Genomic DNA, 22,969 nt, shown 5'->3' with positions numbered 1-22,969 from the left:
TGCTGGTCCATAACTTGCCCACGAAGAAACACGAATGAGCCGGTGCGGCTCTATGTGTCCCCTGAAATCCGCGCGCGCCACATTAGGAAGCATTTTGGACGCTTCCGTCAGACAAAGCGCGTTAAGAATCGGAAAGGAAAGTCCTCCTTCCCGATCGGCCGCTGTTTCTCGCTGGATTGTGGCTATTTTACCCGATCATCTGTAGCCAGGGCAACACGATCAGCAACAATCCGGCAAAGTAGATTACGCCGAAGATCAGCCCGAACTTCCAGAAGTCGCCTTTGCCGATATAGCCGCTGCCGTAATACATCGGCGCCGGCCCGGTGGCGTAGGGCGAGATCACCCCCATCAGCCCGAGCGAATAGACGCACAGCAGCATCAGGGTCTGCACCGACAGGCCGGGAATGCTGGAGCCGACGGCGAGCACCACCGGCAGCACCGCGGCGGTATGCGAGGTGATGCTCGAGAAGAAATAGTGGATCCAGAAGAAGAATGTGACGAGCAGGATCATCCCGACCAGCGGCGACGTGCCGGACAGCGGCTTCGCATAACCCTCGGCCACCCACTTGATGAAGCCGATCTCGTTGAGACCCGACGACAGCGTGAGCAGCGAGGTGAAATAGAAGAATACCTCCCACGCGCTCTTCTCCGCGACGATGTCTTCGAATGCGATCACGCCTGTGAGCAGCATCAGCGAGATCACGACGAACACCACCGTGGTCGCGTTGATGAAGTTCGAGCCGAGCAGCGGCACGCTGATATTGGGATTGGAGCCGCAGATCCACAGGAACATCGCGAGCAGCACCAGCACCGCCATGATCCATTCGTGCCGCGACGGCGGCCCCATCTTGGCGAGTTCTCCCTCGCTCCAGATGACGATCTCCGGGCTTTCCTTGATCTCCGGCCGGCAAATGACGTAGCTCAGCAGCGGCACCAGCAGCAGCAAAAGGATACCGAGCGGCGCAAAGCCGATGAACCATTGCGACCAGCCGACCTCGATGTTGACGAGCTTCTTGGCGATCGAGAGCGCGGCGGCGTTCGGCGCCAGCGCGGTCAGAAACAGCGAACTCGTGACGGCCGTGGTCGCAAACGCGGTCCACATCACGAAGGTGCCGATCTTGCCCGCGGTCGGACCGGGCTCAGAGCCGTAGATGCGCGGGATGTTGCTGACGATCGGATAGATGGTGCCGCCCGAGCGCGCGGTGTTGGACGGCGTCGCCGGTGCCAGCACCAGATCGGAGAACGCCACCGCATAGCCGAGCCCGATAGTGCGGCGGCCGAGCCCGCGCACCAGGAGCAGCGCCAGTCGGCGGCCGAGCCCGCTCTTGCGATAGCCGATCGAAAACACGAAGGCGCCGACGATCAGCCACACCGTGCTCTCGGAAAAGCCGGCGAGCATCCAGCGCAGCGACTTGTTCGGGTCGGGCTCGACATAGCCGCCGACACCGGCGACCGTAAGCCCGATCAGGCCGACTGCGCCGACCGGCATCGATTCGAGGATCAGCCCGGTGATCACAGCGGCGAACACCGCAAAATAGTGCCACTGATTGGCGTTCAGCCCTGATGGCACCGGGACCAGATAGATCACCAGCCAGACCAGCAGCGGCGCAAACGTCCGCCATGACGATTTCATGCAGCGTCCCCCTCACCTGTGTCGATTGTCGGCGCGCAAGCCGCCATGTCCCGGGCGGCGGCGCCATCTTTTCGTGGCAATGTAGCATGGCCGCGCAGTCCGTCTCGGGAAACTGCGGCGGAATGGCGCGGCTTGTGGAGGAACCGGCGCGTTTCGTCAACACGTCGCGACCCCTGGCAGGCCCCATCGCAAGTCTGCCCGCGCTTTGCTATCCTCGCCGGCATGACGTCACGCGACTCCGCCTCTTCCGAGATCACGCCCGAGGTGCTGCTGCGCGCCTATGCCTGCGGCATCTTCCCGATGGCGGAGAGCGCCGACGACCCGACCCTGTTCTGGGTCGAACCGGAATTGCGCGGCGTGATTCCACTCGACGGCTTCCGTGTCGCCTCCCGCCTGGCGCGCACCGTGCGCTCGGATGTATTCACCGTCACCGTCGATACCGCGTTCAAGGCCGTGATCGCCGGTTGCGCAGCGCCGCAGCCCGGCCGCGACGATACCTGGATCAACAAGCGCATCCGCGACCTCTATGTCGGGCTGCACGCGTCAGGCCATTGCCACAGCGTCGAGGTCTGGCAGGACGACAACCTGGTCGGCGGCCTCTACGGCGTCAGCCTCGGCCGCGCCTTCTTCGGCGAAAGCATGTTTCACACCACGCGCGACGCATCGAAGGTCGCGCTGGTGCATCTGGTGGCCCGGCTGATCGCGGGCGGGTTCGAACTGCTCGACACGCAATATGTGACCGAGCATCTGAAGACGTTCGGTGCGGTGGAGATTTCGCGCCGCCGCTATCGCGCGCTGCTCGACAAGGCGATCGCAGGCGCGCCGGCGGAATTCCGCAAGCTCGACGCCACGCAGCCGGTCAAGGGTGCCGACGCGCTGGCGATCATCGCCGCGCGCAATTGATCTGACCGTGCACGTAGCCCGGATGGAGCGAAGCGTAATCAAGTCTCTCCGCGGAGAGAAACCCGGATTTCGCTTCGCTCCATCCGGGCTACGCAGCGCCGACTAATTTCCGAACAAGCCGCCGAACAAACCGCCCGGCCGCTGCTGCTGGGGCGGCGGAGGTGGCGGCTGCTGCTGCTGGTATTGCGGCAGCGGTTGCGGCGGCGGACGTGGCGCGGCCTGCTTCGGCGGCGCGCGCTTCTGGGCCGGCGGCGGAGGCGGCGTCGGCGCCTTCGGCGGATCGGGCGCGGCGGTCACGATGGTCTGGTCCGGCCCTTTGCAGTCGGTCAGCCAGATGTCGTAGATCGGATGCTCGACGCCATGCAGGCCCGGGCTCGCTGCGAACATCCAGCCCGAGAAGATCCGCTTCACCTCGCCCTGCAGCGTGATCTCGTCGACCTCGACAAAGGCGTCGGTGTTGGCGGCTTCCGTCGACGGCCGCGTATAGCAGGCGTCAGTCTTCACGCGCAGCGCGCCAAACTGCACGGTCTCGCCGATATCCTCGTCGAAATTGATGATGCGTCCGGTGATCTTGTCGAGGCCGGAGAAGCTCGCCTTCTTGTTGGTGATCTTGGTCGACGGCGGCTCCTGCACGACCTCGTCGCCCGGCTGCAAGGCGGCAGGCGTCTGCGGCGGGGTGCCTTGTGGAGCGCCCTGTGGCGCACCCTGCGGCGTCCCCTTGGGCTGACGCTGGCCCGGCGGCAGGCCGGGCAGCGGATTGGCACCGGGCGGTGTGTTGGCAACGGCGGGCCCGCCGGGCTGCGGCGGCTGCACCGCAACGCCGGGCGGAGCGACCGTGCTGCCTGGCGGCGGTGCCAAAGGCTGGGACTGCACATTACCGGGCGGCGGCACCGCCTGGCCCGGCGGCAACGCCCGCGGCTGCGTCGGCAGCAGGCGGCCACGCGGCAATTCCGGCACTTCCTCGTCGTCGTCGCCGGGAGGCGCCACCTGGCCACGCGGAATCGAGCCGGGCGGACGCGGCGCGGGATCGGAGAAAATCGTTCCGATCTGCGCGCGCGCGGGCGGCGCAAGCGAGATGGTTGAGGCGGCGACCAGGGCCGCAAAGCCAGTCAGGGCAATGGTTCGAAGCATCTCGCGGGCTTTAAAAGGCGAATCGGGCTCGCGACAGTCTACCTTGATATCGGCCGCTCGCAGGCCACCGGTTAACACGCCGAATACGGCGGGGAAAGGGCGCCTGGAGGCCCGTCCCCGGCCCGCAGGCCAGGCACGGCTCACCCTCAGGTCACCCTCTGGTCACCCTTGGGAACACGTGTGATAGTCCTCACGCTGAAGGCGCGCGGCACCGCGTGAAAACCTGAGAAAATCCGGATCGAACCGGACCAGCCAGAGGAAACCCAAACATGCCCGATCGCATCAGGCTCGACGGCCGGGTTGCCGTCGTCACCGGGGCTGCCGGCGTCATCGGAACCGCCACGCTCCAACTGCTCGCCGAACGCGGGGCGCGGATTGTCGCAGTCGACCGCAAGGAGGCCGACCTCAAAGCCGCCATCAAGGACCTGCCCGCCTCGGCCGAGGCCTTCGCGATCGCCGCCGACGTCACCGATGAGGACGAGGTCAGGGACTATGTCCGCGCCGCCGTCGACCGCTTCGGCACCATCGACGCCTTCTACAACAACGCCGGCATCGAGGGCGACGTCAGGCCGATCCCGGAATATTCGCTGGAGAGCTTTCGCCGGGTGCTCGACGTCAATGTCGTCGGCGTCTTCCTCGGCATGAAATATGTGCTGCCTGTCATGCTGAAGCAGAACAAGGGCAGCATCATCAACACCGCCTCGATCGCCGGCCTGATGGGATCGCCGATGATCGCGGTCTACAGCGCCAGCAAGCACGCGGTGATCGGGCTGACCAAGAGCGCGGCCTGGGAATGCACCGGCACCGGCGTGCGGGTCAATTGCGTCTGCCCCGGCATGATCGAGAGCCGGATGCTGAGCACCATCCTGCAAGGACGTTCCGGCGGCAACGCGCCGCCACCGGTCGAGAAGATCGTCGACCGCATCCCGGCACGCCGGCTCGGCCTCGCGAGCGAGGTCGCATCGATCGTCGCTTTCCTCGCTTCCGACGAGGCGAGCTACGTCTCCGGCTCCGCCTACACCGTCGACGGCGGCCGCACCGCCGCCTGACGCTTCAGTTCAGCATCACAAGAAGGTTTGTTTGCCTATGCCCGTCGTTCTCGATCCCGATGCCGCCGCCGTCTACAAGGCCTTCCAGGAGGCCGGCCGCCCTGCCTATGAATCGCTGACCGCACCGGAAGCGCGCGAATATTATCGGGCCGCGCGCATCGTCTCCAATCCCGAGCCGCCCGCGCTTGAATCGAGCAAGGCGCTTGCGATCCCGGCGCCGCACGGCGCGATCCCCGCTCGCATCTACACGCCGAAAACACTGCGCAAGAAGGCTGGGCTCGCGCCGTGCCTGGTGTTCTTTCATGGCGGCGGCTGGGTGATCGGCGATCTCGATACCCATGAGGTGGTTTGCCAGAAGCTTGCCCATGAGGGTGAGCTGATCGTGATCTCGGTCGATTACCGGCTGGCGCCCGAGCACCGCTTCCCTGCCGCGGTGGACGACGCCGTCACCGCGACCAAATGGGTTGCGGCCAACGCCGGGGATCTCGGCATCGACGCCACGCACCTGATCGTCGGCGGCGACAGCGCCGGCGGCAACCTCGCAGCCGTGGTTGCGCTCACCGCCCGCGACGGCGGACCGAAGCTCGCGGCCCAGCTGCTGGTCTATCCCGCGACCGATTTCTCGCGGAAGCATCCCTCGCATCGCGAGCCCGAGACCAGCATCCTGCTGACGCATTCGGTGATCGGCTGGTTCGGCGACCATTATCTCGGCGACGCCGACAACAGCGACTGGCGCGCCTCGCCCGCGCGCGCGAAAGACTTCGCCGGATTGCCGCCGGCCTATGTGCTGACCGCCGGCGCCGATCCGCTGCGCGACGAAGGCGACGAGTACGCGAAATTCCTCAGGGATGCCGGCGTACCCGTGACCTACCGGCATTTCCCCAGCCAGTTCCATGGCTTCTTCACCATGGGCAAGCTGCTCAACCAGGCCAATGTCGCGGTGACCGAGATCAGCGCCTGGCTGAAGACACTGGGCTGATCATGTCGTCCTCGATCGAGATCGCCAGGCACACGCTGCTCTCATGCGGCCTGATCCTGGCGATCGGCACGGTCGCGGCGCTCTTCGCTCAGAAGGTCAGAATTCCCGACGTCGCGGTATTCCTCATCGTCGGCATCCTGATCGGCCCGCATGCCCTTGGACTCGTCAATATCGCAGCCGATTCCGCGCTGAACCAGATCATCCTGCTGTTCGGCGCAAGCTACATCCTGTTCGACGGCGGAGCGACGCTTCGACTGACCGTGCTCAGGCAGGTCTGGATCACCATCGCGGTGATCGCAACCTTGGGCGTGATCGTCACGGCGGCAATCACGGGTTTCGCCGCGCAATTCATTCTTGGCGTTCCCCCGATCGTGGCGTTCCTGCTGGCGGCGACACTGGCCTCGACCGATCCGGCGACACTGGTGCCGATCTTCCGCCAGATCCCGATCCGCGACCGCGTCGCCCAGACCGTGATGAGCGAATCCGCCTTCAACGATGCCATGGGCGCGATCATCACCCTTACCCTGCTCGGCGTGGCGACCGGCAGCACGGTCTCCGTCGCGACCTCGCTGCGCGAACTGCTCGAGCATTCCATCATCGGCATCACCGCCGGCATCGTACTGGGCTATCTGGCAACGATCTTCATCGCCCATGAGAAGTGGGCCTTCCTTGCCGAATATGCCCCCGTCGTCACCGTGGTCGCGGTGATCGCCGCCTACTTCGCCGCCGAGGGCCTGCATGCCTCAGGCTTCATGGCGGTGTTCGTGTTCGGCATCATGCTTGGCAACAAGGAGACCTTCGGCTTCGCGATGGAGCCGGGCGAATCCCAGAAGCTCAGTGAGTTCGTCCTGACCACCGCCTTCATCCTGCGCCTGTTCATCTTTATCCTGCTCGGCGCCCAGGTGAATTTTGTGCTGATGCACCAATACTGGCTCGGCGGCGTTGCGGTGACGTTGGTGCTGATGTTCGTGGCCCGCCCCATCACCGTATTCCTTTGCGCGATGCCGGATCGCCGCGCACGCTGGAGTCTTGCGGAACTGCTGTTCATGTGCTGGACGCGAGAAACCGGCGTCATCCCCGCCGCGCTCGCCGGCCTGATGCTGGGAATGAAGGCGCCGGGCGCGGAGACGATCGCCTCCGTCACCTTCGTCGCGATCCTCACCACGATCCTGATCCAGGCCTCCACCACGCGCTGGCTTGCCTCGAAGCTCGGGCTGTTGGAAACCGACGAGGGCTAGCGCTGACACTTATTCCGCATTTATAACGCCGGTCTGGCGTCCGTCTCGCATTCCTATGCGATCGGCTTGATATTGCACCAGGCAATCAGCGCGTAGCTTTCACGCGCATGGGAACTCCCTCCTGAATTGGTGCTGCCATGTCGCAAGGAAACAATCGGCCCCCCTACTCTCTGCCGGCGTGCATTGCGGTTCTGCTGATCTTCGGTGCAGCAACCCAGCTCAGCCCGCTCGCGAGCTGGCTGTGATCGCCAGCCCTCGGCGCGGGACCCTCAGGATGCCTATCAATGGTTTCAGGGAGAGTGTGGATGATCTTCGATTATTCACTCGCCGCCGTCGTCGCCGCAGGCCTGCTGGCCTACCTGATCTACGCCCTGCTGAGGCCTGAGCGGTTCTAGACTAGCGCCGAAATGCACTTCGTTCCGAGTACGGTTCCGAGCGATATGCCAAACGGTCGCAGGACGCCCGAATAGGGTTGCCCTATGCCTGTCGCCGTGCAAAACCGGCCATGGGTGTTAACTGCATGCCGCAGTAACAGGTGAAGCGATGGTCGGGCCACCACGCCGAGTGCGCGTGCCCGATGGATCACCGACTGCCCACCCAGGACCTGCCACGAGCCCAACGACTTGCCGAGCGGGCGTTCGCCACGCTCCAGCGCTTCCTGCACGTCGAAGCTGTCGGCGGCGGCGTACTGCTGGCTGCAGCAGCCGCTGCAATGATCTGGGCCAACTCTGCTTTCGCCGACAGCTATCACGCTCTCTGGCACCAGCAGCTCTTGATCGGGTTTGGCGACTTCGTCAGCCGCCGTTCGCTGCATTTCTGGATCAACGACGGGCTGATGACGATTTTCTTCCTCGTCGTCGGCATGGAGATTCGGCGCGAAATACATGAAGGCGCGCTCAGCAGGTTCGACCAGGCGCTGCTGCCCGTGATCGCGGCGGCCGGCGGCGTCATCGCCCCGGCACTGATCTACATTGGCCTGAATGCCGATCCCGTGCGCGGCCAGGGCTGGGCCGTGCCCACGGCGACGGACATCGCCTTTGCCGTGGGGGCGCTCGCCTTGCTGGGACGATCGATCCCGGTCAATCTACGGGTGTTCCTGCTGGCGCTCGCCATCATCGACGACGTCATCGCGGTGTTGATCATCGCCTTCATCTACTCCGGCGGACTGGAGCCGAGCGGGTTTATCGTGGCGGCGCTCGGCATTCTGATGGTCGTCGGGCTTCAGCGGATCGGCATCGGCTCCGCCCTCGCCTACGTTCCGCCGGGCGCGCTGGTCTGGACCGGGCTGCTGATGAGCGGAGCGCATCCGACCCTCGCCGGCGTCGTGCTCGGCCTGATGACTCCGGTGCGGCCGATGCCGCTGCGGGAGCCGCCCCTGCAAATGGTGTCGCGCGTGATCGCGGAGTTGCGCGACAGCGATGCGGCCTGGAACGATACCCATCGCCTCAGGTCACGGCGCCGTGCGCTCCACGTCGCGCATCGCGAAATGTTGCCGCCCGTCGTGCGCGTGCAGACGGCGCTGCATGGCTGGGTCGCCTTCGGCATCATGCCCCTGTTCGCGTTGGCGAACGCCGGCATCAGCCTGACGGCTTCCGGCCTCACTGCCGGAGCTCAGTCCGTGATGCTGGGCGTGGGGCTTGCCCTTGCCTTGGGAAAGCCTGTCGGCGTGATCGGTGCCACCTGGCTTGCGGTCAAGTTGGGGCGCTGTCGGCTGGCGCCAGGCATTACGTGGGGCGGCGTCTGCCTCATCGGCCTGTTGGCTGGAATCGGTTTCACCATGTCTATCTTTACCGCCATGCTCGCCTTCCCCGACGAGGCCCTGCTCAATGCAGCAAAGCTGGGCGTGCTCGGGGGCTCGCTCGCCGCCGCCCTGTTTGGGCTCGGTTGGGGAGTGGCCCACGCGCGTCGTCAGCGCAAAGAGGCGGCTGCGCACCCGTGACGCTTCGCCGACGGCAAACGAACCTGATCGCCCGACGCCAATACCCGGCGCGCCATGCCCGGCGCAGTGATTGCGGCTGGGATTCGTCATGCTGCGATGCACAATTGGACTGTTTCAAACTTGTGGAAAAGCGAGACAAATCCGTTGACATTGCTAAACTCCATTCGCCGTAACAACTTATGGAGCGTTCGCATGAGTGTCAGTGCAGAAGTCCTCGCCCGCGCCCCGTTGGAAACGACCGAGGGCGAAATCGACACGGTGAGTACGCATCGCCCACGCAGCAACATTCGGCCTCTCTCGCCGATGCCGGACTACGTCGAGCACCGCAACGGCGTCAACGAGGTGGGCAAGCTATCGGCCGAGGCGGTCGTGCGTGAATACGAAGCGGCGGTGAAAGAAATCGAGGCCCTTGGATCGGAACTGCAAGCGGCCGCCAAGAACTGCGAAGTCATGGTGGCGGGCGTCCACGACATGATCGCGGAGATCAAGGAGTTTGCCGCGGGTTACCGCGATCAGGGCAAGCGTTTCTTCCTGCAGATCGAAGCCGTCTCGTTGATGACCACGGAGGTCAGGAACACCTGTGAAGCTCTCAAGAAGAAGATCGCGACCGACACATTGAGCAATTGATATTTTGGCTCGGGCACGTTTCGTGCTCAGCCATCCGTGGATTCTTGGGCGTGCAGGTGAAGGCCTGCGCTATTCCGGCGCGGCGGAACCGTTAGTTCTATTCGAGACCAAGTCGTTCGGGATTAAGTCGTTCAACATCAAGTGGTTCAACATCCGGCCCCGCTTCGGCGGGGCCTTTGTGCTGCGGTGAACTCTGCGCGCGGCGTGTCCGCGACTGGGCCGGACCTGCGCCAATGACCTATTCAACGCACGTCAGGTGCGCGCTCAGCCATGTCCGTCGCCGGAGGCAAGGCTGAAATCGGGGACCAGCGGTCGCTGAAATCCTTGGCCGGGAGCGCGTCCGTGTCAGAGACGACAACGCTCTCGGTCCGGGGCAGGTGCGACCTGATCGTCGCAGCGGTTGCAGTGACAGCCAGCAGGGTGACAGCCACGAACCCGGTAATCGTTCGATGCTTTGTCATGTGGAACCTCCTCGGGTCCGCAACGCCCCACCTAACGTGGGTCACAGGAACCTTCGCGCGGGTTCATCGGTGCAACGACTGAATGAATCGTGTGAGATCGGACAACGAGCTTGTCCCAAACTCAAATTGCCGCGGCCGGCAGCACCGGCGAGCTTGGCGACGGTCGCTCATCGGCAGCCGCGTTCGCTTCGCCGCTGGAATGATCACCGTTCTTTCCAACAACGCGCCGGAGTTCCGCGCGTCCACGACCTACCCGGCGCGCGACGCCCGGCGCAGCGATTGCGGCGGCTGGCCGAAGGCGCGGATGAAGGCGCGGCGCATCCGCTCCGGATCGCGGAAGCCGGTGATCTCGGCGACGCGTTCGATCGCCTCGCCCGACGACTGCACGCGCTGCCGCGCCACTTCGATCCTCAACCGTTCGACCGCTTTCGACGGCGTGGTGCCGGTCTCCGCGATGAAGGCGCGGGTGAAATGCCGCGAGCTCATCCCGGCCTTGTCGGCGAGGTCCTCGACCGTCAGCGGCGCGTCGAGATGCTCGCGCGCCCAGGCGAGCAGCGGCCCGAACCGGCCGTTCGGCGCCTTCAATTCCAGCAGCGAGGAAAACTGCGACTGCCCGCCGCTGCGCCGATGGTACAGCACGAGCTGCCGCGCGGTGCTCTGCGCGACCTCGTCGCCGTAGTCTTCGGTGATCATGGCGAGTGCGAGATCGATGCCGGCGGTGATGCCGGCCGAGCTCCAGATGTTGCCGTCGCGGACGAAGATCTGGTCCGGCTCGAGCTTGACCTTCGGATAGGTCTTCACGAAATGCGGCGTGCGCTGCCAATGCGTGGTGGCGCGGCGGCCGTCGAGCAGGCCGGCCTCGGCCAGCACATAGGCGCCCGAGCAGACGCTGGCGACGCGGATGCCGCGGCTCGCCATCCGCCGCACGAATGACAGCGTGGTCGGACAGGTCGCCGGCGTGCGCACGCCGTTGCCGCCCGCGATGATCAGCGTCGTGATCGCCGCCGACGGCTTGAAGCCGCGCGCCAGCATCTCGACGCCGGACGAAGAGCGCACCGGCCCGGCCTTCAGCGCGATCGTCTTGATATCAGGCGGGTTGTTGGCAAAGCGCGCCGCGATCTCGAACGCCGCGATCGGGCCGGCCGCATCGAGCAGCTGGAAGTCGGGAAAGATCAGGATGCCGATCATCTGCCAAATCCTCGCAATGCCGAATCCCCGAAGGCGGCGTCGACGTCCGAAAATGAGGGAATTACGCCATTTTGGACAGGAGGCCACCATGGCATCGTGGTTCCGTCAAGCGCTATTTGGAGACCTCCGATGTCCGAACCCCTGCAGATTGGATTGCTCGTCTTCCCGAAGGTGACCCAGCTCGACCTGACCGGCCCGCTGCAGGTGTTCTCCTCGGTCCCCGGCGCCAAGGTGCATCTGGTCTGGAAACGGATCGAACCCGTCCCGACCGACTCCGTCATGGTCCTGACGCCGACCACGACCTTTGCCGACTGCCCGCAGCTCGACGTGATCTGCGTGCCCGGCGGGTTCGGCACCGACGACATGGTCGGCGACGAGGAGATGCTCGATTTCCTGCGCAAGCAGGCCGAGGGAGCGAAATACGTCACGTCGGTCTGCACGGGATCGCTGGTGCTCGGCGCCGCCGGTCTGCTGCAGGGCTATCGCGCCACCACGCATTGGAGTGCGATCGATTTCCTGGCGGGCTTCGGCGCCATCCCGACCAAGACGCGCGTCTGCGTCGACCGCAACCGTTTCACGGGCGGCGGCGTCACCGCCGGCATCGATTTCGCGCTGACGCTGGTGTCCGAGCTGGTCGATCGCAAGACCGCGGAAGCGATCCAGCTCAGGCTCGAATACAACCCGGCCCCGCCGTTCAATGCCGGCTCGCCCGATACCGCGCCGGCCGAGATCCTCGCCTTCATGAAGGAGCGGATGGGACCGGCACACGCGCGCCGGGGTGAATTGATGAGCCGCGCCGCGGCACGGCTGTCCTGACCCGATCGTGAGACAAAGAAGATCGTGAGACAAAGAAAAAGGCCGCCCGGTTTCCCGAGCGGCCCTTCCTGTCTTACGGCAGCCTCACATTTGCGGGCGATTTCCGGACGTCTGCACCGGGGGCCTATCTCCCGGCCGCATCCAACTCGGAGGCCGCTGCTCATCGGGACAGTCGCGATCTGGAGCCCGATCCGACGCGATGGTTTCCCATCTCCGTAAGATGGCTTCATTGAGCCGCGAAGGCGCGCATAGCGCAAGCCGACAACATCGGATGCGGCGCACCTGTCCCCGCTGTTACCGTTGTCCACAGGCGCGCTTGCGCTGCCACAGGCGCGTGTGCGACGCACGCGCGGTGTTACGCGCGCGCACATCCGAAACAACAATGCGTGAAGCTCAGCTTCCCGGCGTCCAGGCGTGATAGTCGCCGGTCGCCTTGGGGCGGCGGCCGCTCGCCAGCGTCGAGCCGGACGGACGGTAAGCCTGCGCGGTGCCGGTCATGTTCGGCAGATGCGGCTTTTCCCATTCCCGCGGCGCGTACGTCTCCTCGGTCGGGGGCACATCAACCGTGTGATGCAGCCAGCCGTGCCAGCCGGCCGGGATCCGGGACGCTTCGGCATAGCCGTTATAGACCACCCAGCGGCGCTCGAAATGCAGCGTCGGATCGATCTCCCCGCCCTTGGTCCGGTAGTAGCGATTGCCCTGCCCGTCCTCGCCGACCAATTCGCCGTAGCGCGAGGTCCACAATTGCGTGCCAAAGGTCTGGCCGTTCCACCAGGTGAAGAATTTCAGCAGGAATTGTTTCATGCGTGGCCGGTCGGTTCGAGGCAGTCCGGCTCTGATGCCACCTGAATCTCCAAATGTCCAGCCGCCCCCAAGGTAGCCCGACACTCCCGGGATGGGCCCCGGTTGCGGGCCCTTTGGCGACCAAATGACGCGGTCACGAGGAGTTTTGTTCACCCGCCATACATGCGCCGCCGCTCAAGCAAAGACGACGGACAATCAATGTCGAGCGCAGGAACGTCCGACCGCAGAGATGGTTAGACATTGTCCGATTTAATGGAGTCCAAAATGATCAATATGAAGGTTCTGAGCACCGCCGCGGCGCTGGCGCTTGCGCTGCCGTTGGCTGTGGCGCCGACCATCTCATTCGCCCAGTCTGCCGCACAGATGGGCGCAATGGGCGGTGGTGGTGGTGGTGCGCGCGGCGGCGGCGGTGGCGGTGGCCATGTCGGCGGCGGCGGCGGCGGTGGCTTTGGCGGCGGCCGTGGTGCTGCGATGGGCGGTGGCGGCGGCTGGCATGGCGGTGGTGGCGGCGGCCAGTGGGCCGGCGGCGGTGGCGGCGGTGGTTGGCGCGGCGGCGGTGGCGGCTGGCACGGCGGTTATCACCGTGGCGGCGGCGGCTTCTGGCCGGGCGCGGTTGCGGGCGCAGTCGTCGGCGGAGCGCTCGCCTCGGGCGCGTATTACAGCGGTTATGGCCCCGGATACGGCTACTATGACGACAGCTACGGCTATTACGACGACAGTGCGCCTGTCGCCGTGGAAGTCGCCCCGGGCGGCGACGCAAGCTACTGTGCGCAGCGCTACAGGTCCTACGACCCGGGTTCGGGCACCTATCTCGGCTTTGACGGCCTGCGGCACCCCTGCCCGTAACGGCCTCAATGCCGGCGAGAGCGTTTTCAAGCGAAGTGGTCCCCGGTTCGCGTGAAGAAAACGCGTAAAAACAAAAATCCAGCGAAGGGCGGCGGCAGCGCCGCCCTTTTTCATGTCCGCAACGCCACCGCGACGGCCGCGAACGTCACAACGAGCGCCGCGATGTCGCTCGGGCTGAGCGGCTCGCGCAGCATGGCCGCCGCCGCCAGCACACCCACGACGGGCACCAGCAGCGTGCCGATCGACGCGGTCGCCGCCGGCAGCCGCTCCAGCGCCGCGAACCAGCAGACATAGCAAAGGCAGAACTGGATCAGCGTCATGTAGAGCATCGACGCCCAGCCGAACTGCGACAGCGCCGCAAGCTGCGGCTGCTCGATCAGGACGCCGGCGATCGCGATCGGCACGCAGCCGATCGCGAGCTGCCAGGCCGCGAGCGACAGCGGCGGCATTGCGAGCTTGAAGAATTTGGTCAGCACCGTGCCAAACCCGACGCAGAGCGCGCCGGCGAGCGCGAACAGGATGCCCGGCAACTTGCCGAGGCTTGCGTCAAGACCGCCACCGCCGATCAGTGCGGCGATCCCGACGAGCGCCACGCCAAGCGCGAGCGCACGCGGCAGCGACACGCGCTCGCCGAGCACCGGCCAGGCGACCAGCGCGACCCACACCGGAATCGAGATCCCGAGCACGGCCGCCTCGCTGGCCCGCAGCCAGATCAGCGCCAGCCCCATCGACGCGACCCAGCCGCCGATCGACAGCGTCGACACCAGCGCAAGCCGCAACCACATGCCGTCAGGGACGCGCAACGGCTGTCCGCGTGCGACCGCCACCAGAGCGAGTGCGATCGCGCCGACCACGCCGCAGAGCCCGCGCGACGACAGCGGCGGCCACTCCGTGAGCAGGAACTTCATGATCGGGAAATTGAGACCCCAGCCGGTCGATGCGACCACCAGGAATGCGAGACCGAGCGGTGACAGCGGGGCGCGGCCGGCGACTGGAACTGCGGTCATGGACCCGTCGTAATGTGGGCGGACAAATACAAGTGATGGTGTCAGGGCTAGCTGGAAATCTGCTTGTCAGCAAACAGCATATGCATTCTATGATACAGACTTTCCGTCCAGGTTCCGCCTTAATCGGCAGACGGGCCAAGCGAGTCGACGGCACGCGAGGCCGCAGGAAGAGGATGCATCGTGCCGAGCGTTCTCGTGGTCGATGACGACCCGATGGTGTGTGTCGCCATCGAGGTGTGTTTGCAGCGCCAGGGCTTCGACGTCACCGTCGCGGATGGCGGTGAAGCGGGCATGCGCGCGCTGGACAAGGCGTCGTTCGACGTCATGCTGGTCGACGTCTTCATGCCGCATATGCGCGGTTTCGAGGCGATCCGCGTCTTCCACGAGCGCGCGCCCCATATTCCCGTGATCGCGATGTCCGGCTATGCCTTCGCCAATGCCGACCGTGCGCCGGATTTCCTGCGGATGACGATCGAGCTCGGCGCGTCAGCCTGCCTGCGCAAGCCGTTTACCCCGCAGGCGCTGATTGCCGCCGTTAACGAATGTCTTGCGAAGTCCGCTCCTTCTGCTCGTCTTTCCAAATAATTGCTCGTACTAATCGTCGATGGCTTCCCAGCGTCTCATCCTCGGCAGCGGCCTTGCGATCCTCCTCGTCATCAGCGCGGCGTCGATCGGGCTGGATGTCAAGTCGCGCAGCGAGATTGATTCGGTCGATCACGCACTCGGCATCCTCAAGCGCATTTCGGATGCGCGTTCGCTGCCGCGCGGCGTCGAGAGCGCGGCGCGCGGGTTCGCGCTGACGGGCGATGCGTCCTTCGCCGACGAGTTTCGCGAGCAGAGCACCGCCCTCACCGCCGCCTTCGACGATTTGATGGCTGCGGTGAAGTCGGCCCCGGACGAGGCGCAGCTGATCGCGGGCACCAAGGGACAGGTCGAGCGCGCCGTTGCGCTCGGTGCCGAACTGATCAGGTTGCGCACGGCGGGCGACACGGCCGCCGCAGCGGCACTGATCTCCGCGGGCGAGAGCCGCGCGCTGATGGACAGTGTCGGTGCGGCACTCGACCGCCTGGTCACCGAAGAGCGCCGCCTGCTCGGGATTCGCACCGAACAGTCGAAGACCAATGGCCGGCTGTTGCTGGCGGTCGACCTTGCCGGCGTGGTGATGATCCTGCTGCTCGCGGTCGCGCTGACGCTGGCGGCCCGGCGCGCCAGCCGCGAACTGCAGGGCGCGCTCAGCGCGACCAAGGCGACCAATCTGTCGCTCGAGGGCAAGGTGGCCGAACGCACCAAGGATCTCGGCGCCGCGCTCGAAGGGCTCCGCCGTTCCACCTCGGTGATGGAAACCACATTCCGCAGCATGGCGGAGGCGGTGCTGGTGATCGACGGCGGCGGCACCGTGCTGCTCTCGAACCCGGCCGCCGAGAAGATGCTGCGCTACAAGCCGGGCATGACTGTCCGCGAGCTGCGCGCCATGAGCAACGTGTTCCAGGCCGACGGCGTCACACCGATGCTGGCCAACGACATGCCCTCGGCCAAGGCGCTGCGCGGCGAGGAGTTCGACGGGCTGGAATTCGTCGCCCGGCCGGTGCGCGGCGCGTCGGAGATTCACCTCGTGGTGTCGGGCCGGCCGCTGCGCGACGGCGACAACACCATCACCGGCGCGGCGCTGATCTATCACGACATCACCGCCTCGCGTGAAACCGAGCACAAGCTGCAGCAGGCGCAGAAGCTCGACGCCATCGGCAAGCTGACCGGCGGCGTCGCGCACGACTTCAACAACATGCTGACGGTCATCACCGGCACCACCGAGACGCTGGTCGACAGCCTGCGCAGCCAGCCGAAGCTTGCGCAAACCGCCGAGCTGATCGACCGCGCCGCCGAGCGGTGCCGCGAGCTGATCCAGCATCTGCTCGCCTTCGCCCGCCGCCAGCCGCTGGAGCCGCGCACCGTCGACATCAACGGCACCGTGGTCGATATCGCCAAGCTGCTGCGGCCGACGCTGGGCGAGCAGATCGAGATTGATCAGGTGCTCGCGCCAGATGTCGCCAGCGTCCATATCGATCCGTCGCAGCTTGCTAACTCGCTGCTCAACATGGCGATCAACTCCCGCGACGCGATGCCGAACGGCGGCAAGCTGTTGTTCGAGACCAGCAACATTGTGCTCGACGACGCTTATGCGGCTGTTAATCCCGACATCACGCCGGGCCGTTACGTGCTGCTCGCGGTCAGCGACACCGGCACCGGCATGTCGCACGCGGTGCAGGACAAGGTGTTCGAGCCGTTCTTCACCACCAAGGAGGTCGGCAAGGGCTCCGGCCTCGGCATGAGCATGGTGTACGGCTTCGTCAAGCAGTCCGGCGGCCACATCAAGATCTACAGCGAGGAAGGCCACGGCACCACGATCAAGCTCTATCTGCCGCCTGCCCGCGGCCAGGCCGAGGTGGAGGTAGCAGCGCCGGAGCCGCCGCGGCGCGGCAGCGAAGTCATCCTGGTCGTGGAAGACGATCAGTTGGTGCGCAACTACGTGGTCACGCAGCTTGGCGCCCTCGGCTACAAGACCATTGCAGTGCCCGACGCCCGCGCCGCGCTGGCGCTGGTCGACAAGGGCGAGAAGTTCGATCTCTTGTTCACCGACGTCATCATGCCCGGCGGCATGAACGGCCGGCAGCTCGCCGACGAAGTGGCAAAACGGCGGCCCGGCATGAAGGTGCTCTACACCTCGGGCTATACCGAGAACGCGATCGTGCATCACGGCCGCCTCGACGAAGGCGTGCTGCTGCTGGCAAAGCCCTATCGCAAGGCGCAGCTCGCCAGCATGCTGCAGCAGGCGCTCGGCGAGTGATGTGACTTACCGCGTCGCCAGTGCGACGCCGGCGAGCGTGAACAGCAGCGCTGTGATCTGGGTCGGCCCGAGCGGCTCGTGCAGCGCGACGGCGGAGGCAATCACGCCGATCACCGGTACCGCCATGGTGCCGATCGCCGCCACCGAGGCCGGCAGGCGGGCAAGCGCGGCAAACCACGCGACGTAGGCGACGCAGAACTGGATCAGCGTCGAATAGACCAAGAGCCACCAGCCGACCGTCGTGACGCGATCGAGATGCGTGGTCTCGATCATGAGGCCGATGATCGCGATCGGCACGCAACCGAGGCCGATCTGCCAGGCCGCGGCCGGGATCGGCGGCATCACCAGCGGATATTTCTTCGCCAGCACCGTGCCGAGCGCAAAGCCGAACGCGCCGCCGAGCGCCATGATGATTCCCGGCAGCTTGTCCTTGCTCGCGGAAATCCCGTTGCCGCCCATGATCGCGGCAAGCCCCGCGAACGCCATCACCAGCGCAATGGTCCGCAACAGCGTCGGCCGCTCGCCGAGCACCGGCCAGGCCAGCAGCGAGGCCCAGACCGGCATGGTGTAGGCGATCAATGCGGTCTCGCTCGCCGGCAGCCACAAGAGCGCGAGCCCCATCAGCACCATCCAGCCGGAGACGTTGAGCGCCGCATACAGCACGAGGCGCGGCCACAGCCTTGCCTCGACATGCAGGCTCTGGGCGCGGAGCAGCGCCAGCGCCGCCAGCAGCACGGCGCCGATCACGCCGGTGATGCCGCGCAGGGTCAGAGGCGGCAGCTCGCTGAGCAGGAACTTGGTGGACGGCCAGTTGAACCCCCAACCCACCGAGGTGATGGCGAGGAACATCAGGCCGGCGGGCGCAAGGCGCGGCCGCGCTTGAGGCTTCTGGTCTGTCATGGAACCCGGCAAGGGTGTGAAGAGCAAAGGTATGAAGAGGAGTGAGTCGGCCGCAGCTTGCCCGCGATTTTGTCGCCCGACCATCATGCCTCTGACATGCCTGATCCTTACTTTGCCCGTAGGGCTACGTGAGTCCTGAAATTTCAATCCGCCACCGCGAATAAATAGTTCGCCTGTGAACAGCGGGGCGAAACTCCAATCCACAGGCGGAGCGAATTTTTTTGGCTTGGGAATCCCTGAGGACTCACCGATAGTTGGCTCGATCACAGGCGCGGCACCGCCCCCTGTTATCCCCCTCCGTCCACCATATTTAGTGTTTGATTCAGAAACTCGTACTAGTCCTTGACGGGCGCAACGGACATGGCCTAGCTTTCAACCTGTTCGGCGCGAGTGTGTTTGGGTCCCCGCCGGTCGCTCCCACAAGGGTTCCAAAATGACCACTCCGCCAGGCCTTTGGGCCGCGGGTGAATGGCTTGTCTGCCCTGATTTTGGGCCGCCGTAGGAACGACAGAACGGGCCGAGAAGGACCCGGAAACAGAGGCCGTAACCGGCCCGCAAGAAGCGTACGCGTGACGTGTCGCGTGAGCGTTTGGGGCGTTGAATGCATGACCCGGAGGACCCGACCAGTCGGGCGCCGCCGCGGGATCATGCCGCCGCTGGGCCGGGTCAAACCGGCGTCTGGCGGATGAGAGAAAACAGGCCGGATCCACCGGCTGAGCTGCGGATGACGGGAGGCGTGCTGACGCGTTTTCCCTCAAGTCCGCGAACAGATAACATTCCGGCAACCTGCGAATAACGTGGGACCGGGCAGAAGAAGAGACGGGGCTCGACCATGCGAATCGAACGACGCAACACCACCAGCGGACAATCTCCCTATGCCGGGATCAATTTCCGCCTGACCACATCTGAGATCCGCAACCCGGACGGCTCGGTCGTGTTCCGTGCCGAGAACGTCGAGGTTCCGGAGTTCTGGTCGCAGGTCGCCTCCGACGTGCTGGCGCAGAAGTATTTCCGCAAAGCCGGCGTTGCCGCGCGCCTGAAGAAGGTCGAGGAAGAGACCGTGCCGTCGTGGCTGTGGCGCTCGGTGCCGGACACCGAGGCGCTTAGCCTGCTGCCCGAGAACGAGCGCATCGTCGGTGAGACCTCTGCCAAGCAGGTGTTCGATCGCCTCGCCGGCTGCTGGACCTATTGGGGCTGGAAGGGCGGCTACTTCTCCACGGAAGAAGATGCCCTCGCCTTCTTCGACGAGCTTCGCTTCCAACTGGCAAAACAGATGGTCGCGCCGAACTCTCCGCAGTGGTTCAACACCGGGCTCCATTGGGCCTATGGCGTCGATGGTCCCGGCCAGGGCCACTATTACGTCGACTGGAAGACCGGCAAACTGACAAAATCGAAGTCGGCCTATGAGCATCCGCAGCCGCATGCCTGCTTCATCCAGGGCGTCGGCGACGACCTCGTCAACGAGGGCGGCATCATGGACCTCTGGGTGCGCGAGGCGCGCCTGTTCAAGTATGGCTCCGGCACCGGCTCCAACTTCTCGAGCCTGCGCGGGGAAGGCGAAAAGCTCTCCGGCGGCGGCCGCTCGTCCGGCCTGATGAGCTTCCTCAAGATCGGCGACCGCGCCGCGGGCGCGATCAAGTCGGGCGGCACCACCCGCCGCGCCGCCAAGATGGTCGTGGTCGATGCCGACCATCCCGACATCGAGACCTATATCGACTGGAAGGTGAAGGAGGAGCAGAAGGTTGCGGCGCTCGTCACCGGCTCCAAGATCAACCAGAAGCACCTCAAGGCCGTGATGAAGGCCTGCGTGAACTGCGAAGGTTCTGGCGACGACTGCTTCGATCCCGAGAAGAACCCGGCGCTCCGCCGCGAGATCAAGCTCGCGCGCCGCAGCCTCGTGCCCGACAACTACATCAAGCGCGTCATCCAGTTCGCCAAGCAGGGCTACAAGGACATCCAGTTCGACATCTACGACACCGACTGGGATTCCGAGGCGTATCTCACCGTCTCCGGCCAGAACTCCAACAACTCGGTGTCGCTGAAGGATGATTTCCTCCGCGCTGTCGAGACCGATGGCGACTGGAACCTGATCGGCCGCACCACCAAGAAGGTGACCAAGACGCTGAAGGCGCGCGACCTCTGGGAGAAGATCGGTTACGCCGCCTGGGCCTCCGCCGATCCCGGCCTGCACTTCAACACCACGATGAACGACTGGCACACCTGCAAGGCGTCCGGTGACATCCGCGCCTCCAATCCGTGCTCGGAATACATGTTCCTGGACGACACGGCGTGCAACCTCGCCTCCGCCAATTTGCTGACGTTCTACAGCTCGACCACCAAGCGGTTCGACATCGAGTCCTACGAGCACCTCTGCCGGCTCTGGACCATCGTGCTCGAAATCTCCGTCATGATGGCTCAGTTCCCGTCGAAGGCGATCGCCGAGCTGTCCTACGAGTTCCGCACCCTCGGCCTCGGCTTTGCAAATATCGGCGGCCTGCTGATGACCATGGGCCTGCCCTATGACTCGAAGGAAGGCCGTTCGCTGTGCGGCGCGCTGACCGCTGTGATGACCGGCATCTCCTACAAGACCTCGGCCGAGATGGCGGCCGAGCTCGGCACCTTCCCGGGCTACAAGAAGAACGCCGCGCACATGCTGCGCGTGATCCGCAACCACCGCCGCGCCGCCCACGGTGAAAGCCGCGGCTATGAGGCGCTCGCCGTCAATCCGGTGGCGCTCGACCACGAGTCGTGCCCGCAGGCCGACATCGTCGCGCATGCCAAGCTGGCATGGGACGATGCCCTCGCCCTCGGCGAGGTCAACGGCTATCGCAACGCGCAAGTGACGGTGGTGGCGCCGACCGGCACCATTGGCCTGGTGATGGATTGCGACACCACCGGCATCGAGCCTGATTTTGCGCTGGTGAAGTTCAAGAAGCTCGCCGGCGGCGGCTACTTCAAGATCATCAACCAGGCGGTGCCGGCCGCCTTGCGCGCGCTCGGCTATCGCGAGAGCGAGATCGCGGAGATCGAGGCCTACGCCGTCGGCCACGGCTCGCTGTCGAATGCGCCGGGCATCAACGCCACGACGCTGAAGGCAAAAGGCTTCACCGACGAAGCCATCGCCAAGGTGGAAAAGGCGCTGCCGACCGCGTTCGACATCAAGTTCGCCTTCAACAAGTGGACTTTCGGCGAAGACTTTATTCGCGACACGCTCGGCATCGGCGCGGAAGCCATTGCTGCGCCGGGCTTCGACCTGCTCGCGGCGGTTGGCTTCTCCAAGCGCGAGATCGAGGCCGCCAACGTGCACATCTGCGGCGCGATGACGGTCGAGGGAGCTCCTCACCTCAAGGCCGAACACTACCCGGTGTTCGACTGCGCCAACCCCTGCGGCAAGATCGGCAAGCGTTACCTCTCGGTCGAGAGCCACATCCGGATGATGGCGGCCTCGCAGCCGTTCATCTCGGGCGCGATCTCCAAGACCATCAACATGCCGAACGACGCCACGGTGGAGGACTGCAAGTCCGCCTACCTGCTGTCGTGGAAGCTGGCGCTGAAGGCCAACGCGCTGTACCGCGACGGCTCAAAGCTGTCGCAGCCGCTCAACTCGCAGCTCATCTCCGACGATGAGGACGAGGACGATGCGGTGGAAGCGCTCTACGAGAAGCCGATGGCGGCGCGTGCCGCCCAGGTCTCGGAGAAGATCGTCGAGAAGCTGGTCGAGCGCATCATCGTGATGCGCGAGCGCGAGAAGATGCCGGATCGCCGCAAGGGCTACACCCAGAAGGCGGTTGTCGGCGGCCACAAGGTCTATCTCCGTACCGGCGAATATGACGACGGCCGGCTCGGCGAGATCTTCATCGACATGCACAAGGAAGGCGCGGCGCTGCGCTCCTTCATCAACAATTTTGCGATCGCGGTGTCCCTGGGTCTGCAATACGGCGTGCCGCTCGAAGAATATGTCGACGCCTTCACCTTCACCCGCTTCGAGCCCGCGGGTCCCGTGCAGGGCAACGACTCCATCAAGTACGCGACCTCGATCCTCGACTACGTCTTCCGCGAGCTCGCGGTGAGCTATATGAGCCGCTTCGACCTCGCCCATGTCGATCCGAACGAGTCTGGCTTCGACGCACTCGGCAAGGGCGTCGAGGAAGGCAAGGAGCCGGATGAGGCCCCGACCCACCAGGCGACCAAGTACGTGTCGAAGGGCCTGACCCGTTCGCGCACCGACAACCTCGTCGTCATGCGCGGCGGCTCGACCGCTGTCAGCGGCAACGCCGACAACGCCCCCGCCGGCGGCAGCCGCGTCACGGCGCTGGCCCCGCACGGCGCCACCGCCCGCGGCGTCTCCGACACCATCGAAGGCGCAGTCGCCCTCAAGCAGGAGGTCAGCCACGACCTCTCGCCGACCGAGAAGCTCGAGGCCCTGAACTGGAGCAAGCCCGGCACCGCCGCAGCCGCCGCCCCGTCCAAGGCGGAGCGTCGTGCCGAAGCGAAAGCCAAGGGCTACGAAGGCGAGATGTGCTCGGAGTGCGGCAACTTCACGCTGGTGCGGAATGGCACGTGCATGAAGTGCGATACGTGCGGCAGCACGACGGGGTGTTCGTGA

19 protein-coding genes are annotated in these 22,969 nt (G+C 65.3%); 13 read left to right on the top strand and 6 right to left on the bottom strand.

Going from position 1 to position 22,969, the window contains the following annotated elements; translation table 11 throughout:
* Window positions 1-187: 187 nt before the first annotated feature.
* Window positions 188-1,633 carry a DASS family sodium-coupled anion symporter gene (locus AAFG13_RS03075; protein ID WP_342711084.1) on the bottom strand — a complete coding sequence of 482 codons (1,446 nt, stop codon included), beginning with the start codon at window positions 1,631-1,633 and terminating at the stop codon, window positions 188-190.
* 222 nt (window positions 1,634-1,855) lie between these two features.
* Here AAFG13_RS03075 and aat point away from each other — a divergent pair, with 222 nt between their 5' ends.
* Complete coding sequence (gene aat, locus AAFG13_RS03070; protein ID WP_342711083.1) at window positions 1,856-2,536, top strand: leucyl/phenylalanyl-tRNA--protein transferase; 681 nt, start codon at window positions 1,856-1,858, stop codon at window positions 2,534-2,536.
* Window positions 2,537-2,638: 102 nt separating this feature from the next.
* Here the strand turns inward: aat and AAFG13_RS03065 are convergent, their stop codons facing one another.
* A complete protein-coding gene (locus AAFG13_RS03065) occupies window positions 2,639-3,667 on the bottom strand; it encodes a DUF2155 domain-containing protein (RefSeq protein WP_212317566.1) in 1,029 nt (342 codons plus the stop codon).
* Between the two features lie 269 nt (window positions 3,668-3,936).
* Between AAFG13_RS03065 and AAFG13_RS03060 the strand changes: the two genes are divergently transcribed.
* From AAFG13_RS03060 to AAFG13_RS03030, 7 genes are all read left to right on the top strand, one after another.
* On the top strand, window positions 3,937-4,716 hold the full coding sequence (locus AAFG13_RS03060) for an SDR family NAD(P)-dependent oxidoreductase (protein ID WP_342711082.1): 780 nt from the start codon (window positions 3,937-3,939) through the stop codon (window positions 4,714-4,716).
* 37 nt (window positions 4,717-4,753) lie between these two features.
* Window positions 4,754-5,695, top strand: a complete 942-nt coding sequence (locus tag AAFG13_RS03055; RefSeq protein ID WP_342711081.1) for an alpha/beta hydrolase — start codon at window positions 4,754-4,756, stop codon at window positions 5,693-5,695.
* A 2-nt stretch (window positions 5,696-5,697) separates the two neighbouring features.
* A complete protein-coding gene (locus tag AAFG13_RS03050; protein WP_342711080.1) occupies window positions 5,698-6,933 on the top strand; it encodes a sodium:proton antiporter in 1,236 nt (411 codons plus the stop codon).
* A gap of 305 nt (window positions 6,934-7,238) precedes the next feature.
* Window positions 7,239-7,328: a K(+)-transporting ATPase subunit F gene (locus tag AAFG13_RS03045; RefSeq protein WP_212317569.1), complete on the top strand. Its 90-nt coding sequence runs from the start codon at window positions 7,239-7,241 to the stop codon at window positions 7,326-7,328.
* 182 nt (window positions 7,329-7,510) lie between these two features.
* On the top strand, window positions 7,511-8,872 hold the full coding sequence (gene nhaA / locus AAFG13_RS03040; protein WP_212317570.1) for a Na+/H+ antiporter NhaA: 1,362 nt from the start codon (window positions 7,511-7,513) through the stop codon (window positions 8,870-8,872).
* A 192-nt stretch (window positions 8,873-9,064) separates the two neighbouring features.
* Entirely contained in the window at window positions 9,065-9,499 is a 435-nt protein-coding gene (locus AAFG13_RS03035) for a hypothetical protein (RefSeq protein ID WP_212317572.1), read from the top strand.
* A gap of 22 nt (window positions 9,500-9,521) precedes the next feature.
* Window positions 9,522-9,689, top strand: a complete 168-nt coding sequence (locus AAFG13_RS03030; protein WP_342711079.1) for a hypothetical protein — start codon at window positions 9,522-9,524, stop codon at window positions 9,687-9,689.
* Between the two features lie 520 nt (window positions 9,690-10,209).
* Here the strand turns inward: AAFG13_RS03030 and AAFG13_RS03025 are convergent.
* Window positions 10,210-11,148 (bottom strand): GlxA family transcriptional regulator, encoded by a 939-nt coding sequence (locus AAFG13_RS03025; protein WP_342711078.1) that lies wholly within the window; start codon window positions 11,146-11,148, stop codon window positions 10,210-10,212.
* Between the two features lie 129 nt (window positions 11,149-11,277).
* Between AAFG13_RS03025 and AAFG13_RS03020 the strand changes: the two genes are divergently transcribed.
* Window positions 11,278-11,964 carry a DJ-1/PfpI family protein gene (locus AAFG13_RS03020; RefSeq protein ID WP_342711077.1) on the top strand — a complete coding sequence of 229 codons (687 nt, stop codon included), beginning with the start codon at window positions 11,278-11,280 and terminating at the stop codon, window positions 11,962-11,964.
* A gap of 393 nt (window positions 11,965-12,357) precedes the next feature.
* Here the strand turns inward: AAFG13_RS03020 and AAFG13_RS03015 are convergent, their stop codons facing one another.
* Window positions 12,358-12,768 carry an NADH:ubiquinone oxidoreductase subunit NDUFA12 gene (locus tag AAFG13_RS03015; protein ID WP_212317577.1) on the bottom strand — a complete coding sequence of 137 codons (411 nt, stop codon included), beginning with the start codon at window positions 12,766-12,768 and terminating at the stop codon, window positions 12,358-12,360.
* 264 nt (window positions 12,769-13,032) lie between these two features.
* Between AAFG13_RS03015 and AAFG13_RS03010 the strand changes: the two genes are divergently transcribed.
* Window positions 13,033-13,614 carry a BA14K family protein gene (locus AAFG13_RS03010; protein WP_342711076.1) on the top strand — a complete coding sequence of 194 codons (582 nt, stop codon included), beginning with the start codon at window positions 13,033-13,035 and terminating at the stop codon, window positions 13,612-13,614.
* Between the two features lie 110 nt (window positions 13,615-13,724).
* Here AAFG13_RS03010 and AAFG13_RS03005 read toward each other — a convergent pair whose 3' ends face one another.
* Complete coding sequence (locus tag AAFG13_RS03005) at window positions 13,725-14,621, bottom strand: DMT family transporter (protein ID WP_212317579.1); 897 nt, start codon at window positions 14,619-14,621, stop codon at window positions 13,725-13,727.
* Window positions 14,622-14,801: 180 nt separating this feature from the next.
* Between AAFG13_RS03005 and AAFG13_RS03000 the strand changes: the two genes are divergently transcribed.
* Window positions 14,802-15,206 (top strand): response regulator, encoded by a 405-nt coding sequence (locus tag AAFG13_RS03000; protein WP_092113679.1) that lies wholly within the window; start codon window positions 14,802-14,804, stop codon window positions 15,204-15,206.
* A gap of 19 nt (window positions 15,207-15,225) precedes the next feature.
* Window positions 15,226-17,463 (top strand): CHASE3 domain-containing protein, encoded by a 2,238-nt coding sequence (locus tag AAFG13_RS02995; RefSeq protein WP_342711075.1) that lies wholly within the window; start codon window positions 15,226-15,228, stop codon window positions 17,461-17,463.
* A gap of 6 nt (window positions 17,464-17,469) precedes the next feature.
* Here AAFG13_RS02995 and AAFG13_RS02990 read toward each other — a convergent pair whose 3' ends face one another.
* Entirely contained in the window at window positions 17,470-18,363 is an 894-nt protein-coding gene (locus AAFG13_RS02990; protein ID WP_212317581.1) for a DMT family transporter, read from the bottom strand.
* An 832-nt stretch (window positions 18,364-19,195) separates the two neighbouring features.
* Here AAFG13_RS02990 and AAFG13_RS02985 point away from each other — a divergent pair.
* Window positions 19,196-22,969: a vitamin B12-dependent ribonucleotide reductase gene (locus AAFG13_RS02985; protein ID WP_342711074.1), complete on the top strand. Its 3,774-nt coding sequence runs from the start codon at window positions 19,196-19,198 to the stop codon at window positions 22,967-22,969.

The organism is Bradyrhizobium sp. B124 (assembly GCF_038967635.1).
GTDB lineage: Bacteria > Pseudomonadota > Alphaproteobacteria > Rhizobiales > Xanthobacteraceae > Bradyrhizobium.
Note: the sequence above shows the minus strand (reverse complement) of the source record. Positions and strands in the feature narration are given on the sequence as shown.